Raw genomic sequence first — 16,330 nt, forward strand, 5'->3', positions numbered from 1 at the left:
AGTATTGTGTCATGAAGGAATTGACCAAAGCAGAGGAGCAGCTAATGCATTATCTCTGGACACTCGAAAAAGCGTATTTAAAAGACATTGTGGAGCAATACCCAGAACCGGCTCCTGCTTATACCACCATTTCTACGGTGGTGAATGTTTTGGTGAAGAAAGGATTCATTGGGTTCAATACACATGGTAAGTCGCGAGAATACTTTGCACTCATTTCCAAGGAAAATTATTCGCAGCAATCAATGAATGGGCTGATGAGTAGTTTTTTTGACAATTCCGCTAAGAAGTTTGCCTCGTTTTTCACTTCGCAGAAAGATCTTTCAGTAGAAGAATTACAAGAAATTAGAAAACTTATTGATGAACAAATTGCCCAGCGAAAATCATGAATGAGTTAATTATATACATACTAAAAGTTATCGCTATACACGGGCTACTGTTCCTCTTTTACAGAATAGCCCTTCGCAACACAGGGCGACATGCCTTTAATCGAGGATTCTTGCTCATAGCTGTGATCGCGGCCTTTTTTATTCCTTTAATGGAAATAACAATACCTGAGCCAGTACAAGCATCAGATGAAATCTCGGTAATCATGTGGCTTTCCGAGCCCACAGCAAGCATGGAAGAGTTTGAACTCGTCCCTATCTCGAACGAAACTACTTATTCGTATTGGCAGCTACTCCCATGGCTATATGCACTTATCGCACTTGCTTTAATGACCAGATCCATTTTTTATCTCTACGTGCTGGCCAAACTTAAGAGGCATTCAGAGTATGTAAAAAAGCGCTGGTTTAAACTTTTTAAAATATCACAAGATCGACCGTTTAGTTTTTTTTCAAATGTATTTATGCCCAAATCACTTTTTGGCACTGATGCATTTGATCAAATCCTTGCGCATGAATGTGAACATGTACGGCGGCTTCATTCTATCGATCGGCTGCTTATGGATTCTGTTGTTTCGCTGTTTTGGTTCAATCCCTTCATTTACTTGTATCGAAACGCACTCATCGAAATCCATGAATTTCAGGCAGATGAAGTGGTACTCGACCGATTCAAAGATCCGGTTGGCTATCAGGAAATTTTATTTTCTCAACTTCAAACTGCTCAATACTCGGGTTTGGTGAGTCATTTCAATTTTTCAATGATTAAAAAAAGGATTGTAATGATGAACAAACAACGTAAAACAACCGGATGGGTCTATGCACTCACTGTACCGGTAACGTTAATGGTGATTTTTGCTTTTTCAAGCAAAGAAGCAATGGAACCATTAAATGATGTAGGTGATGAAATCGCTTCCATCATTGGACCGGAGGATGGACTGAATTGGTCGAGGTTGAACCTTATGGAACCTACCTCGGATCCAATTGAACCCATGGGTCTGACTCAAGAAAATATTCCAGAAATATTACCACTGAAGAGCACCGATAAGGTGCGAATGACCTCAGGATTTGGTATGCGTATGCATCCAGTTCAAAAGGTGAGAAAAATGCATCTAGGAATGGATTTCGCCTGCCCTATCGGCACTGAAGTTTTGGCAACTGCTAATGGGAAAGTAACGGGCGTCAAGACCATGGAGGGTTACGGAAAGCTCATTACCGTTACACATGGTGATACGTACAGAACCAAATATGCTCAGCTTTCTGAGTTTAAGGTGAAAGAAGGTGACGTGGTAAAAAAAGGTGATATAATTGGACTATCCGGAAATTCCGGAATGTCTACAGCTCCCCATTTACACTATGAAGTGCTAAAGGGCGAAAAACGAGTCGATCCGAAGGATTATATCAAAGATTATAATTTCAAAGCCAGTCTGGAACCGAATGCCATAGAATTGGCTGAACAAGAGATGCTTCTTGCCCAGCAGCAAATTGAATTAGCGGAGCAAGCTAGACATGAAGCAAGTGAAGAAGAAAGATATGCTGAGGAACAAATGGTCCTCGCCGAAAGAGAAGCTGTGCTCGCTGAGCGAGAACGTGAAAAAAGTGAAGAAATGCGAGAAGTCACAGAAGAGCAAGCGAGAGAAAAAGAGGTCGAGGAACGAAAACTGATGGAGCTGAGAGTTTTAAACGAAAAGCTGAAATTTGATAACAGCAGACAGGATCAAGTGATTCGATTTGATGGTAAAAAAGATAGCCCTTTGTATGTTATTGATGGAGAAATAGTGACGGAGGTATCACAATTGGAGCCGGATGAGATTGACCGTATTGATGTGTTAAAAGGGAAGAGTGCTAAAGAAAAATATGGCAAAAAAGGTAACAATGGCGTGATAGAAATCACTACGAAGAACAAGCAGAAAAATAAGTCCAAAAATAAGAGCAAGTCTAAAAAAAAGGACAAAACGAAGAATGAGCAAACCGCTTTTCGTGTTTTGATAGATCCCGGACATGGAGGTAATGATCCCGGTTCTCGGGCATTGAATGGGCTGGAGGAAAAGCAAATAACTCTTGAAGTGGCCAAAGTTGTGAGTAACTATTTTACTGATAGAAATGATATTGAAGTGATATTTACAAGGGATGAGGATTCCTTTCTCTCTCTACAAGATCGTGCAGCAGCTTCAAAAGATGCTGACCTGCTAATTTCAATACATGCCAACAGTGATCAGGACGCTACTAAAAAATACACCGGTGTTTTTGTGGATGCGCAGAGTGCGTATTTACAAGAGTCACTGGAAGTATCCGAATTCCTGGGTGGTCAATTCAAAGCTATAGAGCGAGAAGCTAAGGTTGGCTTGGTGGATGATCTCTACCTTATAAGAACAACAGATTGTCCGGCGATACTAATTGAGATAGGACATTTGTCAAATCAAAGCGACCTGGACTATATGACTTCTTATAAAGGAAAAGAAGAAATAGCCGCATCAATCGCCAACGCTATTGAGTCGGTTAGTACTTCCTGGTAGCTACTTTCTAAAGACCTCATTTACTGTATCCCGGTAGGATTGACCTATCGGGATTTTTATTTCTCCAATCTTGGCTTGATTATCTTCTCAGTCAAGTGATATCATTGATCTCTTTTTCATTTTGTTTCAGTTTTTGATGATGATCCAAAAATGAATGATGACCAAAGTTGATCAAAAAAATCTCTGTGAACAGTCAAATTTTTAGGGTGAACAATAAAAAAAGCCCTGACTCTGTCAGGGCTTTTCAGTTTTTTTTGATTTTGATTACCTCAGCATATATTCAAATAATCCTGTAAGCACCTCAGATGCACCAATATAAATACCCACTCCATATGTCACATGTCTCACGGATAGATTTTTAATCACATATGGCAGACCACTAATATTAGCCATCGTGAAGCCTGCTCCAATAATTAGAGCGGCAAGAATCGTCACATAAGGGCTTGCGGAGAAAATGATTGTCAATACGCCAACGGCCATTACGACAAAGCTGCTAATGATTACATTTTTTAAATCAGCTTTAGAAATCCGCTTACTTATCAGGAATCCGGAGATAGCACAAAGCCCGAGGATAGCAAACGATATGTACCCTTCAAATTCAGTAAAGTTTGGAAATTTGGATGCGAAATGCTCCGGCAAGAATTCTACGAGGAAGGCTTTGCCTAACCCAAGAAACAAACCGACCATCACGATTGCCGCATACGAAATTACGGATTGGGTCTTCACTCTGTCGTTGGCAATCAATTCAGATTTACGCTGCATCACTTCATCTCTTGAGACCCGGTGAAATATAAATCCCGTTACGGAAATTAGAATTCCTCCAACTACGAAAGTAAGCGTGTCACCAAAGAACAACACGAGAGCAACTACCACAGGCTCGAGCGCATAAAGTAGCTCGGTTACGAGGAAAAGAACACCAACAACTATAGGTAGTTGTTGCACAGGAGCAAATGCTTCTATCATGGAATTCGCAGGACTGATAAAAAGATTCATACTTATCAGCCATATCACGATCATAAATGGGACAATGGTGGTTACATCCACAATATGGGATGTGCCGATTAAGGTTGCCACCACCATGAAAACCATTGCTGTTGCTCCAATACCTACAGTAAATATGATTAAGTATTTACCATTTTTCTTTAGGATTTTATCCGAAAGCCAACCGGCTATTGGTGGTATAGTCACCAAAATGATTGCTTTAGCGATAATCATGAAATCAACCAAATGGGTGATTCCGAGATTTTCCATGAGTATTGGTTGGTACTCATGGTAGGCAATCCAGCTTATGACTACTGCCGCATTAAGGGCCGCAAGACTGTATACTTCTCTCCACTTAAGGGAGCTTGTTTTTTCACTCAACATTTTTATTACTTTAGATGATAGATGTAGTTACATACGGACTGAGGAAGGTGTTTGGATTTATTAAATCTGAGAGATATAATTTATGCTATTTGGAGGATGAAACCAATTACTGAAATAATCAGGCACAGAGGCGAATAGTAGTAGGTGTCTTTTTTAGCAAAGGCAGTTGATTTCAATTTTTTTGTAAACCCGATGTATCTAAAGTCGCCAAATGCTCTTAGTAGAAAAATACCTGGGATTATCCAGCCGGCGATGGAAATAACTGCGGCTGGCAGTTCCAAAGCAATAATAGATGCATTGATTAGGTAGAAACATCCAAAGAGGAGGAGTCCAATTCCGACAATGAAGCTGTCAATTTTTTTTGGATTAAGCATGCGCTTACCCTCTTCGTTTACCGGAAGAGCTGCTTCAAATCCCCATTTGTTACCTAAAGACCAACTTAGGTGTAGCACAGAAAGCGCAAGAAAAATGACAAATAGTAGAATGGTCAGAACACTCATGTGATTTCGTTTAAATGCTTTATCAGAACATTTTTAAGTGTATCAGTCTTAATTGGTTTTAATACATAATCACTCATGCCTGCTTCCAGACACTCTTCCATGCTCCCTTTCATGGCATTTGCTGTCAAAGCGATAATCGTTGGCTTTCGCACAGCTTCTTCATAGTAAGCTGCAATTTGCTTTGAAGCTTCAAAACCTGAAATATCAGGCATTTGTAGATCCATTAAGATTATATCATATCGTTTATTTGTGGCTTTTTCAACTCCTTCAGTTCCATTTACAGCTATATCAATGTCGCTGATGTTCATACTTTTCAGCATTTTTGATGCTACCAATCTGTTAATCTCAACATCTTCTACAATCAGCATTTTGAGTTCACTGAGCCCAGGGACATCAATGCTATCCATTTCATTTGTGTGCTCTGTATTTGCCACACCTAAGGGTAAGGTGAAGAAAAATGAAGAACCCTCCGAAGGAGTGGATTGAAAATCGATAGTACCTCCCATCAGCTTTACTAGCTTTTCTACGATTGAAAGTCCAAGTCCAGTGCCCTCATAACCATCCTCGTCTGTGCCTTTATAAAATGTTTCAAAGAGGTGAGGCTGCTTCTCCAAGGGAATTCCGGCGCCTGTGTCTACAATGACAAACTGGACTGAGGCAACGTCTCCAACCTGTCCCAATACATTTACTTTTAAGGTGATTGAGCCTTTGTAGGTAAACTTGATAGCATTGTTCATCAGATTAACGAGCACCTGTCTGATCCTGGCCATATCTCCTTTTAAGAATTCAGGAAGGTTGTTGTCCAAATCCATTTTGATTTCTAAATGACTATTGGATTCAGTTTTTTTCTTGAAAACTTGCCAGATTCCTTGCAGTTCATTTCTTATCGAAAACGAGCTTATTTGAAGTTTTAACTTTCCAGCTTCGATGGTAGTAATATCCAATACGTTACTTATCAACCCATGCAAGATGTTGCTGCTAAATACCAGACTCTCTATTAATTCTTTTTGCTCATCATTGATCTCTGTTTTTGAGAGGAGTTCCGTCATCCCGACTATTCCATTGAGTGGTGTTCGCATCTCATGAGAAATGGTCGCAAGGAAAGTGGTTTTTGCCTGGTCCGTGGTTTCGGCACTTCGCTTTTCTCTCATGAGCTCTCTGTTCCTTTCTCTCAACTCTCGACGATCATCAATGTAAGTTCGCTTGAAAGCAAAAAGGCAGATTCCCATTATTACGAGTGAAATAAGAGTGGCAATAGCCAAGTCTTGCATGAGTAGTTCATTGCTATCATAAATGCCGACAAGCTCTGGATTTTGTATTTCAAAAAGTGTAAGACCAAAAACAAGTCCAAAGGTTACAATAATGAATATTAGGTAATCTTTAAGCGGAAGAACCAGCAGTCCGGAAAGATAAACGAGAGCCAGAAAGGTTGGTATGGCTGCTTTAATACCTCCTGAAGGAAGCCAGGATATTCCCAAAAGAAACAGTACCAGGTAATAATAAATCTGGGTGAGCAACCTGAATCTAATACCTTTTTTCTGAAGAATGTATAGAATAGAATAGATGAAAACACCGCTTGTATAAACGGTTTGCACGAAAAATTCATACCCGATGATGAAACCATAGATGCACCAAAAAAGAAATACAATAACGGTTAGCCCGAGAGTAATCTCGAACAATCGGTGTTCAATTTTATGCGAACGGTCTGTTGATGGTAGTATGTTCTTAATTAACTGGTTCAATGATAGATACTCACTTAGGTGAAGTTAAGTGTTTCGTAAGAATAAGTCGGTATCTGGTGTAGAAGTCATCCCGAATTATGTGATTTAGTTGCATCAATTTTGTCAGTTTTGTTTCTTACGATCCAAAAATTGATAAATCATGGCGGAAAATATCTTTACTCTACTTATGCTCATTTTGCTGCAAGCAGTTCTTGGCTTTGACAACCTGCTCTATATCTCCTTAGAATCAAAGCGCGCGCCTGCGGAAAAACAGAAGAGGGTGCGAACGGTGGGTATTGGAATAGCAATCGCATTGAGAATCATTTTACTCTATGTGTTGGTGAGTGTAATTAAGTATTTCCAGGATCCTTTCTTAGAGCTTGATTCTGGTTTTATTTCAGGCGCTATTAGTGTGCATAGCTTGATCGTATTATTTGGAGGAGTATTTATTCTTTATACAGCATTAAAGGAAATCTGGCATCTGGTTTATCTGGAAGAGCATGAGGGAGAAGGGCAAAAAAGCCAGAGTGTAGCCAGGACCATTGCCATGATCGTATTTATGAATCTCATTTTTTCGTTCGATTCTATTTTAAGTGCCATGGCATTAAGCGATGTGTTTTGGGTAATGGCTACTGCAATTATCATAAGTGGAGGTCTCATGATTTGGCTGTCAGATGGTGTGTCAAAGTTTTTGGCCAAAAACAGACTATACGAAGTTCTGGGCTTGTTTATTCTATTTCTGGTAGGTGTTATGTTGCTTTCTGAAGGCGGACACCTGGCGCACTTGAAAATATTTGGTAATCACATTACCCCAATGAGCAAAACCACTTTTTACTTTATCATCGTCATTCTTGTCGTGATAGATATTGTACAAGGACGTTATCAAAAAAGGCTAATTGCTCGAAAAAATGCATCTCAAAGCAAACTCATAAAATGAGCTAGAAGTTTTTGTTTTAGAAACAATTGTTCATTTGCGTAGTTCGATGATTGTAAAATAATAATTATGACAACTCATCAATCACTCAAAGACCGCCTTGTACAAAAGTTGGAGTCAGCAGACGAGAGACTTCTCCGAATGCTCGATGTTTTAATTGCTGAATATAACCATAAAGAATCCCTACCTGATGAGAACCTCTATCGGCTTGTATACACAAGCGCCAGATCACCAAGATGTACAGATAAGGATATTGAAGAGATTTTAGAAATTTCTCGCAGAAACAATTCAAAACTCGGGATCACTGGAATCCTTATTCACACCAAAGACCGGTTTCTGCAAGTGTTGGAAGGGGAAAAAGAAAAAGTGATGACTTTGTATGAGAAGATAGATAAAGATGACCGACATGGAGGCTCTTCAATGAGGTATTGTGAGCCAGTGAAAGGAAGGCATTTCATCGATTGGGATATGGCCGGGAAGAAGGTTGATGAAAACAAAGTGGAATTCAAAACCAACTTTAGCGAGCAAAAGAGGAGACTCTATCAATCTATGATGGATGGTGATTTAAGTTCTTACAAAGATGAGGGAATGCGCGTGCTCAAGACCTTTTTACTGGTTTCATGATGAGTATTTACGATTCATTATCATAGTAAATCTTGTAATACTTTCTTCCGTCAGAATCTACTCCGCGTTCGATTAGTTCTCGATTACCATGTATGTAGACATGGAAATTCTTATCCAATTTTAACACACTTTTAAAAATTCGTGCTTGCTTTTTTACGGATTGGACGGCGATCTTGAAATTATCTTCAATCTCCAGATCCATGTCTTCTTGGTATTGCTGGTCGAAGTATCGAAATGATTTCACGGCTTCTTCCTCTTGACCAAACACAGACAGTTCAAACTCTCCTTTATCAAAATTTTCGGCTTCTTTAAAATACTTGATTGACTTATTGAGTAAATCAATCTGATCGGTCTTTGATACTTCAAACTCTTCAGGCATCTGATCAGTGATGTATGACTTGGTCATCTCCAAAAAGTGATTGGTGTTGTTCACATGATCTTTTTTGAAGTCCAGATTGATAAAATCATTCTTCCAGTATACAGCCTCACTGTTATTATTGTCATAGGCCAAAATGGTGAATGGATCTTCATCAAAGAGGATCAAACATGCCTTGTCCAATTTTTTTTCACCAATGCCTTCCTTGAAAAGCAGCGTCGGCTCTTTGGTCCAGTCAGGGGTTTCAATAAACGGATCCTTCTTTTCAACCTTGAATATGCCCAGGCCATCGATTGTCATTCCATTGATGAAAATATCGGTAAATCTGATAATGAAAAGCTCGCCTTCCTTGATGTTGGGATGACGAGAACTCGTGCGGAGATGGGAAATAATTCCTTTATATGTTTCCCCTATTTCGCTGTTGGCATTTACTTCTCTGGATAGATTATAAAGCACATTCAGATCAATTTGAACATCGTGCGTAAACTGATACGTGTTTGTGGCTGCAGCAAAGGGCTTTAGAAATATGTTCTTTAGCATCTCTTCTTCGCTTGGGGAAAATTCATTTTGAGTCAGGTGATGGTCAGAAGCTTCTTCTTCTATTTTCTGAAAAAAAAGCTCTTTCACACTCGCTCCTTTATAATCTATCATGCCTCAAATTTAGCTTACGAAAATATGGAAGGGTTACCATTCACTGGTAATATTTGTTGAGTTCATGGCAGCCATACTCTAGTGATTCAACCTTGCCGGTTAGTTTTTGCCAGAGTTGTATTTCATTCAAATCTTGAAGTGTATAATAATCTTTAAGCCCCTCGTATACATAACTTTCCTCAATACTATTACCTTCTTCCAAATCCTGGCACCAATCTATAATAATTGGAAATGTTAGATACTGGATGGAGAGTTCATCCATTCTTCGGCCAACGTTCTTGCCTCTTTCCGCCATGGTCGTTTGTGGACCAAACCAGTCAAGAAACTTCTGTTCAGTTATAAATACTTCATCATAAGGTATGAACATTGGAAATGAGGAGTCATTTCGGAAGTTGCCGTTATACAAATCATCGCCATGAGAGAGTGCTAATCCCTCAGAGACAAAATGAGGCAGCCTGTGACCGGGTGTAATCTCAAAATACTCTACCGGGACATTAATCTGGGCAAGCAGAGTTTTTAGAAATTGAGTCGCACCCCAGCACGCGTACATCGGTTTTAGGTCTTTACCATTGATGAAAGGCTCGGCCTCTATCACACTAATCAGTGAAGGAATGCCCATTTCTCCATAAAGAGTGATCATGTTTTCTTCCGTATTTGGACCGGTCATGTGTGCAAAATGATCAGTTGTCCACTCGCATATTTTACTGATGGTTGATTTTCGGGTACTTCCAATCAGATCATTGGCAAGTAGCAGGCCGTAGGTCCAGTGTCCGGGTGCAGGTATTATCGAATTCGATTTAAGTTTTAATCCTTTGAACGTACAGTAGACATGATTCGGGTCGATTGTCCCATTGGGATAAGTGCACCCTTCCTTCTCATCAAAGTATTGTCGTCCATCGAAAAGCATTGTTAAGTCTTCGGGATTTAAGTCTTCCAGTGTCCACGGCACCAATTGCTGAATTTCGACTAGGAAACTCCAGGCAACCTGAGAAAAAAAGAGGTTTCGAGAATCTTCAAATGACAATATAGTAGCGGGAGCTTGCCATAATTTCCTTGACACATGATTCTCCAAAGGAGTAATTGGAGCGATGGAGCCTCCATTCAATGCAAATTGAAAGGCATCTTGCAGGAGACCTTTCAAGCCGGGAGACCAATCCTTCCATTGGATCCAACCTGAACCTTCCTCATACCAGACCACATGTTCAGCCGTTTTAGGATTAGAGATCAGCCACGCGTTGATGTCTGTGGTTACAGGTAATGTGATTTTCGGGATTTCAATTGGCTTGATTATCGCGGGGATTTCAGGCTGAAAAGGATCTTTAGGCAGTTCCTCTTTTTTATCAGATCCTGAAGAGCATGCCATGAGAAGTGCGGTAAGGCTAAAAACAAGGGTTAATTTTCTCATGCTAAATTATTTTTTGAAAATTTGTAGTATGGCTGGTAGGGTAAAACTCAAAGCACATGTACTACTATTAAAATTACCACAATGAAATCATTAAAATTAATCGCTTTATTAATCAGCTTCTCATTTATGATTGCTTGTTCGAGCGACGATGAAGTTGAAGCCACGGTTGACATACCTGCACAATTTTCCATCGATATACCTTCATCCATAAGTAGCAATACTGGAAATCTCAGCGGTCGAGCTACAGGAGATGGTGATGGAGTAATTGAAGGAGACGAAATTTATGAGAGCCTCAGATACTTCATTCATTTAGGGGAAGAGTCTGCTGATATTCTGGAGTTAACCTTGCAAGTCGGAGCTATTCTGGAAGCCAACAACGTACGCTCTTATACTTTCGATGGTGATGACGATGGACGTGAAAAACGAATCGATATCGCAGAAAATGTAACCAGAGGAGGAGTGTCTTACGAATATGAACTGATCATGGTAGACACAGAAAATGAAGAGCAAGCTGTTCAGCTACTGTGGAATACAAGTCCGGTATCAGGAGTGGGAATCCTTAAACCATTCAATATTGACAGATCTGATTTAGATGCCTCTGAGAATGCTTTCTTACGCATTGACTATAGTGAAGATGATGCTAACTATGATGCTACAATGACTATCTCAATTTCTGGTGTAGAGCCGGTGGAAAATGGAGATATTGATAACATGAAGATGTTTGTTGGAAAGAAAGGAGACATCATTGAAGTAATGGGCAATTCCAATCATCCAAATGTTGTAATCATTGATAAAGGTTTCACCGGAGGTAGAAACTATGCCTTTGTAGGAAGAGGAGATGAGTCTACAGATCTTGGAGTAGTTAAGCTTGCCTTGCCTCCGTCTTCTGTTACTACAGCGGATGTACTAGTTGACTATTCTGTTTTCAAAGTACTAGAAGACGAGATCAATGAAGTAGCAAACCTTGATGAGAGTACGATTGATGCAATACTAGCTGAGGCCTTATCTCCGGCATACTTTAATAATGATGGTTTCATTACTTCAGGAGAAGATAACAAGCCTGCAAGTTTCGATGCTACTTTTGTGAATCTCGATGGAATGAATCCTTTCGTGCCAAATGATATTAAGAACTTAGAAGTAAACTTTATCCAGTAGAGGTTTTTAGGTTAGTGAACAAAATCCCGACTGTAGTGGTCGGGATTTTTTTGTTTAACCAGCTGCCTCGTAGGCTTCCATAAGCCATCCGATTAATTCCTGATCCACCTCGTTTACTCCGGTAAGCTGAACCCTATGTGTGCACATGCTTCCAAATGGGCCAGAGTTTCCCAGCCGATCAGTTTCGGACTTTCCTTTTAGTTTGAGTCCTAAATCTATCCTGGTTTTTGTAGCAGGTTTGATCAATGCGAACTGCTTCTTCCGAATCATGCTTACACTGTCCTTCTTAGGAGTTTGCGTGATGTCAGTACCAAATTTCGCAATCGCTTCAACCAATTTTTCATAGATGGGAAAGAGTACTTCTTTGCCCTGATATTGGTTCTTAAGGAGGTCTTCTGAATCCTGTGAGCCAGCATCAGCTTTTCTTGCTTTAAGAGCTACGAAGTTTGCAAACCCATGAGTGAATCCGTGCTCAGATTTTAGAAAGTCCATGATAGCTTTATGCTTTTCTAGTTTGGATGCTTCCACCACTTTGATCCAATGCTCCAGTGGCTGTCCCGTTTTTTCTTGTAATCCTTTTTCCATGATTTTATTAATTAATGATTAGTTACCAACTGCCTAAAATCAAGCCCATAATTGTAAGTGAGATCACGCAATACCCGGCATTGATTAGGTACACTTTCAAGGTCTGCATTTCGAAAAGATAGAGTATTCCAAGAAAGGTAGCTACCCATCCGATTCCGGCGAACAAGCCGGCCATCGTACCAAAAATTATATTCGCCTCAGGTCCAATAAACATTTCTAAAACCAATGAAGCAAATAAGGCTAGCAGAAGGGATAACCCAAAGGTCTTAGAAACGCTTCGCTTTTTTAAATCCTCTTCCGTATATCCAAAGGCCGTCATCCAGGCTTTCCCGAAAAGGGGACCGTACCAAATGCCACCGATAAGGAATGATGAGATTGCGGCTAATATTACAGATAGCCAATTGATGTTTTGTAGTGCTGTTGCTAAATCCATTTTTCTTTTTTTTTGGTAAGATTAGCGCCAGCTACTGAGCTGCCATAGTAAAAAATTAACCTCTCCGATCGAGCGGAAAAAAGTTTGGGTCGTCTTGCTTGAATTCCTGATCAATGAATTCCTCTGGGTTGAATCCTGAAAAGTGCTTGAATTCTTTAATAAAATAGGACTGATCAGTGAAGCCACATTGATATGCTACCTGCGCCCAGGTAATCATCTCCTTATTATGAATTTTGTGCAGAATATCATTGAAGCGAAGAATCCGCTGTGCAGACTTTGGTGTGATACCGATGAATTTTTTGAATTGATCAATTAGGTGCTTTTGTGTTTTTGGATAGGCTTCTACAATTTCAGCAAAGTTGCTTGCAGAGGTATTTTGCAATTTTTCGTAGAAATCCAGTAACACTTGAGGAGGCAGTTTTCCGTCATCGAATCGATGATCCAGCCAAGCTTCAGCTCTTTTGAATTTCTCAGATGAATCGGAAAGTGTCATAAGTTCATCTCTCAGGTTTTTCAACTCATCGCCAAAAAACTCCTCCGTGCTTACTACTTTATCATGAATCTGACTTAGGTGAAAATGGAGAAATGGATAAGCACCAAACGGTTTAAACTGAATGACAAACATCTCTGAATTTTCGTGGGCAGAAATGGAAAGGTAGTTTTTGTGGACACCAGAAATCCAGACCTTTTCGTAGGCGTTGTTGGGCTCAAGTGTTTCGTTATCGAATGTATTTCTGATAATTCCATCCATTTCAAAAATTAGAAATACATGCCCTGTCGGCACCACACGCTCAATGGAATGATCTGGAAAAAAATCTTTTAGGTGGAAAACCGATTCAACGTATTTGGAGAGGTGGTTGGATAATTGATGTACTTCTATATTCATAGGCGGGAATGAAAGTCCTGATTTCGATCATTAAAATACGCTTTGATTCTAAACTAAAGAAATCCCGTTGAGATCCGTTGTTAACATTTCGGTCATTACATCAAAAAATGGACGCATCTGATTAAACGCATGAGAAAGTTTTTTGGCAAAATCAGGATCTGCCATTTCCTCTCTGCTGAAATCATGTTTGATCATAAACTGTTTATACCGCAGCAGATCTATTTCAGGATGATCCTTTTCAAATCCAAGAGGTGCAGTTTTTAATTGTTCACCGAGCAATTCGCCAAAAAAAGACTTGAATTGTTTTGAATCAATAACCGATCTCAATAGATCACCATCTTGTGCCAGTTGATTTCTAATATGCAAAAGATCCTGAGTGTTTGGGTTGAAGAATCCACCCATTACTTCTGCGCCATTCAAACCTATCCTGTAATAATATCCACCTCGTCGATCAGCTCCGGCACGACGCATAAAGCCTGCCCAATGCGTTTTATAAGGAGTCTTATCTTTTCCAAAACGGACATCTCTATAAATACGAAAAAGACTCTTTTTCCCTGAAGGTGTCTCAATGACATCATGGGTATTCATTTCACTGATAAGCTTATCGGCAAAAGCAATCATTTCCTGATGGGCTAGCTGATATTCCGACTTGTTAGATTGAAACCACTCTCTATTGTTGTTTTTGTTGAGTTTGCTGAGGAAGGATAGTGTTTCTTTCATAGAAGAAAATTAAAACGCAAAACAGCTTGTCGCAGTTCAGCTTCCTGTTCGTCACAAAATATCCTATTTGCATATAAAATAAACCATTGATCATGCTTTTGCGTGAACTTGCGGGTATGATAAATGGGATTAGAAGATATTTTGGATCATTACCTATCAGTTTCTTCAGTGCCTTATTGGCTACTATTGTTGTAGCATTTCTTACTGGCCTCCAGAGCTACTTGCTTCTATCTTTCAAAACTGACCCTGTGGAGGTTAAGAAACTGGAACAGGCTGTGTACTTTTTTCCAATAATCAATTATGGTGTCTGGCTTCTGCTTTCACCCCTTTTGTTTCGACTGATACTAATTGCAAATAAGCTCACTGAGACAGTCTGGCGCAATGCTTCATATGTTGTGCTGGGTATTGCGCTTACCTTGGTTCACGAGGTGGGAGCACTCTTTATTTATAATGGCGGATGTTATACAGCTTACCTGCTCAATTTCAATAGTCAATTCATAATGGATATTCAATCCGGAGTTTTGGGACTATCAAAGACCTTCATTGAATATTGGGTCATTTCATTTTTACTCATGCACTTCCACTCTAAGAAAAAGCTGAGAAAAGCCAAACTTAGGAACGTACAATTGGAATCAAACCTGGTAAAAGCGCAAATGAGCGCACTAAAGAATCAGCTGCATCCTCATTTTCTATTCAATTCATTTAATACCATATCAGCGCTGATGGAAGAGGATGTGCCTTTAGCACAGCGAATGATTGCCAAGTTGGGACTATTACTTAGAAAAATTCTAAAAGATGGAGATGTACAACTTGTATCTCTTGAAGATGAAGTGGAAATGGCAAAGCTTTACCTTGAAGTGGAGCAAATCAGGTTTAAGGGGCGTCTGGTGACACGTTTTGCCATTGACCCCAAAGTGAAGTTGTTTCCGATACCTACCTTAATACTTCAGCCGGCTGTTGAAAATGCCATCAAGCATGGGTTCTACAATAAAACGGGATCTTGCGAAATTTCAATCAAAGCGTATGAAGAGGATGAATACGTTTGTATAGAAATTATTGACAATGGCGCGGGAAAAAAGAATGATTCCAATGTTTCATTTGGTATTGGATTGACCAATATGAAGCATCGGCTGACAACATCGTATGGAGAGGGATACGAGTTGAATGTAAACGCAAAATCTGCATTAGACGGATTTATTGTTGAAATAAAAATCAGGAAGGGAACCACCAAAAATGAAAATATCAACAGCCTTAATCGATGACGAACCTTATGCTTCGGCACGAATAAAAAAGCTTATTCTGGCAGATCCCTCATTTGAAATCGTAGGTGAAGTTACAGGTGTGGAAGATGCAGTGAAGATGCTCCAATTCAAAAAGCCGGAGATGGTTTTTTTGGATGTGAAGATGCCTGACGGCACTGGGTTTGATGTGCTATCTCAGCTGCCGGCTGACTATAAGCCTTATGTGGTTTTTGTTACGGCCTACGATGATTTTGCACTCAAAGCTTTTGAGTACAATGCTATTGACTACATTTTGAAGCCTTATGAAAATTCACGTTTTTACAGGGTAGTCGAAAAAGCAAAGGAATTTGTTTACTTAAGGAGATCCTCCGAAATCAATCAGAAGATATCGGATTTGATTAACCAAGGAGAACAGAAACTCCAATCAGAAGCTCCACAAATAAAAATTACTGAAAAAGGTTGGGATGTCTTTATTGATTATCCAGATATCATGCTGTTCGAAGCACATGGAAACTACTGCAAAATTCATCTGAAAAATCGTTTTTACATCTATAAGCAAACCATGAAGAAGCTTGAAGATGAGCTTAGTTCCATGGAGTTTATACGCATTCATCGATCATACATTGTAAATCTGGCCAACATCAATACAGTTCAATACCTCGGTAAGGGTGAGTACGAGTTTGAGTTGTGTAATTCCACCAAGGTAATTTCGGGGAGGAGTTTCGCAGCAGACATTAAAGCCCAGCTCTCTATGAAGGTAAAGTCATAACTATTTGTGCCAGCTGTACATTTCGCAACGGTTGGTCACTTCATTTCCAGTTCGTCCCATCCTTTTGGCGAT

General features: G+C 39.7%; 16 protein-coding genes. 7 read left to right on the plus strand and 9 right to left on the minus strand.

Annotation, left to right across the window (positions count from 1 at the left end; all coding sequences use genetic code 11):
- Positions 1-11 precede the first annotated feature (11 nt).
- Positions 12-386: a BlaI/MecI/CopY family transcriptional regulator gene (locus ACL8WY_RS13840; protein ID WP_436515341.1), complete on the plus strand. Its 375-nt coding sequence runs from the start codon at positions 12-14 to the stop codon at positions 384-386.
- Positions 383-2,893 carry an N-acetylmuramoyl-L-alanine amidase gene (locus tag ACL8WY_RS13845; RefSeq protein ID WP_436515342.1) on the plus strand — a complete coding sequence of 837 codons (2,511 nt, stop codon included), beginning with the start codon at positions 383-385 and terminating at the stop codon, positions 2,891-2,893. The genes ACL8WY_RS13840 and ACL8WY_RS13845 overlap by 4 nt, the downstream gene beginning before the upstream one ends.
- Positions 2,894-3,157: 264 nt before the next feature.
- On the opposite strand, the gene ACL8WY_RS13850 is transcribed toward ACL8WY_RS13845, so the two are convergent.
- The 3 genes from ACL8WY_RS13850 to ACL8WY_RS13860 form a co-directional block, all read right to left on the minus strand.
- The gene (locus ACL8WY_RS13850) at positions 3,158-4,258 is read right to left on the minus strand and encodes an MFS transporter (RefSeq protein ID WP_436515343.1); all 1,101 of its coding nucleotides are present in this window, start codon (positions 4,256-4,258) and stop codon (positions 3,158-3,160) included.
- Between the two features lie 80 nt (positions 4,259-4,338).
- The gene (locus ACL8WY_RS13855) at positions 4,339-4,758 is read right to left on the minus strand and encodes a DUF3995 domain-containing protein (RefSeq protein WP_436515344.1); all 420 of its coding nucleotides are present in this window, start codon (positions 4,756-4,758) and stop codon (positions 4,339-4,341) included.
- Positions 4,755-6,437 carry an ATP-binding protein gene (locus tag ACL8WY_RS13860; protein WP_436515345.1) on the minus strand — a complete coding sequence of 561 codons (1,683 nt, stop codon included), beginning with the start codon at positions 6,435-6,437 and terminating at the stop codon, positions 4,755-4,757. The genes ACL8WY_RS13855 and ACL8WY_RS13860 overlap by 4 nt, the downstream gene beginning before the upstream one ends.
- A gap of 202 nt (positions 6,438-6,639) precedes the next feature.
- Here ACL8WY_RS13860 and ACL8WY_RS13865 point away from each other — a divergent pair, with 202 nt between their 5' ends.
- A complete protein-coding gene (locus ACL8WY_RS13865; RefSeq protein WP_436515346.1) occupies positions 6,640-7,416 on the plus strand; it encodes a TerC family protein in 777 nt (258 codons plus the stop codon).
- Between the two features lie 66 nt (positions 7,417-7,482).
- Entirely contained in the window at positions 7,483-8,037 is a 555-nt protein-coding gene (locus ACL8WY_RS13870; protein WP_436515347.1) for a BLUF domain-containing protein, read from the plus strand.
- A 7-nt stretch (positions 8,038-8,044) separates the two neighbouring features.
- Here the strand turns inward: ACL8WY_RS13870 and ACL8WY_RS13875 are convergent, their stop codons facing one another.
- Positions 8,045-9,064: a nucleoid-associated protein gene (locus tag ACL8WY_RS13875; RefSeq protein WP_436515348.1), complete on the minus strand. Its 1,020-nt coding sequence runs from the start codon at positions 9,062-9,064 to the stop codon at positions 8,045-8,047.
- Positions 9,065-9,104: 40 nt separating this feature from the next.
- The gene (locus ACL8WY_RS13880) at positions 9,105-10,469 is read right to left on the minus strand and encodes a hypothetical protein (RefSeq protein ID WP_436515349.1); all 1,365 of its coding nucleotides are present in this window, start codon (positions 10,467-10,469) and stop codon (positions 9,105-9,107) included.
- 81 nt (positions 10,470-10,550) lie between these two features.
- Between ACL8WY_RS13880 and ACL8WY_RS13885 the strand changes: the two genes are divergently transcribed.
- On the plus strand, positions 10,551-11,624 hold the full coding sequence (locus ACL8WY_RS13885; protein WP_436515350.1) for a hypothetical protein: 1,074 nt from the start codon (positions 10,551-10,553) through the stop codon (positions 11,622-11,624).
- 54 nt (positions 11,625-11,678) lie between these two features.
- On the opposite strand, the gene ACL8WY_RS13890 is transcribed toward ACL8WY_RS13885, so the two are convergent.
- The 4 genes from ACL8WY_RS13890 to ACL8WY_RS13905 are packed head-to-tail and all read right to left on the minus strand — an operon-like array spanning position 11,679 to position 14,248.
- Positions 11,679-12,209, minus strand: a complete 531-nt coding sequence (locus tag ACL8WY_RS13890; RefSeq protein WP_436515351.1) for a DUF5655 domain-containing protein — start codon at positions 12,207-12,209, stop codon at positions 11,679-11,681.
- Between the two features lie 22 nt (positions 12,210-12,231).
- Positions 12,232-12,642 (minus strand): DUF1761 domain-containing protein, encoded by a 411-nt coding sequence (locus ACL8WY_RS13895; protein ID WP_436515352.1) that lies wholly within the window; start codon positions 12,640-12,642, stop codon positions 12,232-12,234.
- Between the two features lie 55 nt (positions 12,643-12,697).
- Positions 12,698-13,528 carry a DUF6597 domain-containing transcriptional factor gene (locus tag ACL8WY_RS13900; RefSeq protein WP_436515353.1) on the minus strand — a complete coding sequence of 277 codons (831 nt, stop codon included), beginning with the start codon at positions 13,526-13,528 and terminating at the stop codon, positions 12,698-12,700.
- A gap of 48 nt (positions 13,529-13,576) precedes the next feature.
- Positions 13,577-14,248 carry a DUF2461 domain-containing protein gene (locus ACL8WY_RS13905; protein ID WP_436515354.1) on the minus strand — a complete coding sequence of 224 codons (672 nt, stop codon included), beginning with the start codon at positions 14,246-14,248 and terminating at the stop codon, positions 13,577-13,579.
- Between the two features lie 92 nt (positions 14,249-14,340).
- On the opposite strand from ACL8WY_RS13905, the gene ACL8WY_RS13910 reads away from it, so the two are divergent.
- On the plus strand, positions 14,341-15,510 hold the full coding sequence (locus ACL8WY_RS13910) for a sensor histidine kinase (RefSeq protein ID WP_436515355.1): 1,170 nt from the start codon (positions 14,341-14,343) through the stop codon (positions 15,508-15,510).
- Positions 15,482-16,258, plus strand: a complete 777-nt coding sequence (locus tag ACL8WY_RS13915; protein WP_436515356.1) for a LytR/AlgR family response regulator transcription factor — start codon at positions 15,482-15,484, stop codon at positions 16,256-16,258. Before ACL8WY_RS13910 ends, ACL8WY_RS13915 begins: the two co-directional genes overlap by 29 nt.
- The last annotated feature ends 72 nt before the right edge of the window (positions 16,259-16,330 follow it).

It is taken from the genome of Ekhidna algicida (genome assembly GCF_051379705.1).
Taxonomy (GTDB): Bacteria; Bacteroidota; Bacteroidia; order Cytophagales; family Cyclobacteriaceae; genus Ekhidna.

Coding starts and splice junctions, on each gene's coding strand:
- ACL8WY_RS13840 (WP_436515341.1), top strand. CDS start 12: ATGAAGGAATTGACCAAAGCAGAGGAGCAGCTAATGCATTATCTCTGG.
- ACL8WY_RS13845 (WP_436515342.1), top strand. CDS start 383: ATGAATGAGTTAATTATATACATACTAAAAGTTATCGCTATACACGGG.
- ACL8WY_RS13850 (WP_436515343.1), bottom strand. CDS start 4,258: ATGTTGAGTGAAAAAACAAGCTCCCTTAAGTGGAGAGAAGTATACAGT.
- ACL8WY_RS13855 (WP_436515344.1), bottom strand. CDS start 4,758: ATGAGTGTTCTGACCATTCTACTATTTGTCATTTTTCTTGCGCTTTCT.
- ACL8WY_RS13865 (WP_436515346.1), top strand. CDS start 6,640: ATGGCGGAAAATATCTTTACTCTACTTATGCTCATTTTGCTGCAAGCA.
- ACL8WY_RS13870 (WP_436515347.1), top strand. CDS start 7,483: ATGACAACTCATCAATCACTCAAAGACCGCCTTGTACAAAAGTTGGAG.
- ACL8WY_RS13875 (WP_436515348.1), bottom strand. CDS start 9,064: ATGATAGATTATAAAGGAGCGAGTGTGAAAGAGCTTTTTTTTCAGAAA.
- ACL8WY_RS13880 (WP_436515349.1), bottom strand. CDS start 10,469: ATGAGAAAATTAACCCTTGTTTTTAGCCTTACCGCACTTCTCATGGCA.
- ACL8WY_RS13885 (WP_436515350.1), top strand. CDS start 10,551: ATGAAATCATTAAAATTAATCGCTTTATTAATCAGCTTCTCATTTATG.
- ACL8WY_RS13890 (WP_436515351.1), bottom strand. CDS start 12,209: ATGGAAAAAGGATTACAAGAAAAAACGGGACAGCCACTGGAGCATTGG.
- ACL8WY_RS13895 (WP_436515352.1), bottom strand. CDS start 12,642: ATGGATTTAGCAACAGCACTACAAAACATCAATTGGCTATCTGTAATA.
- ACL8WY_RS13900 (WP_436515353.1), bottom strand. CDS start 13,528: ATGAATATAGAAGTACATCAATTATCCAACCACCTCTCCAAATACGTT.
- ACL8WY_RS13905 (WP_436515354.1), bottom strand. CDS start 14,248: ATGAAAGAAACACTATCCTTCCTCAGCAAACTCAACAAAAACAACAAT.
- ACL8WY_RS13910 (WP_436515355.1), top strand. CDS start 14,341: ATGCTTTTGCGTGAACTTGCGGGTATGATAAATGGGATTAGAAGATAT.
- ACL8WY_RS13915 (WP_436515356.1), top strand. CDS start 15,482: ATGAAAATATCAACAGCCTTAATCGATGACGAACCTTATGCTTCGGCA.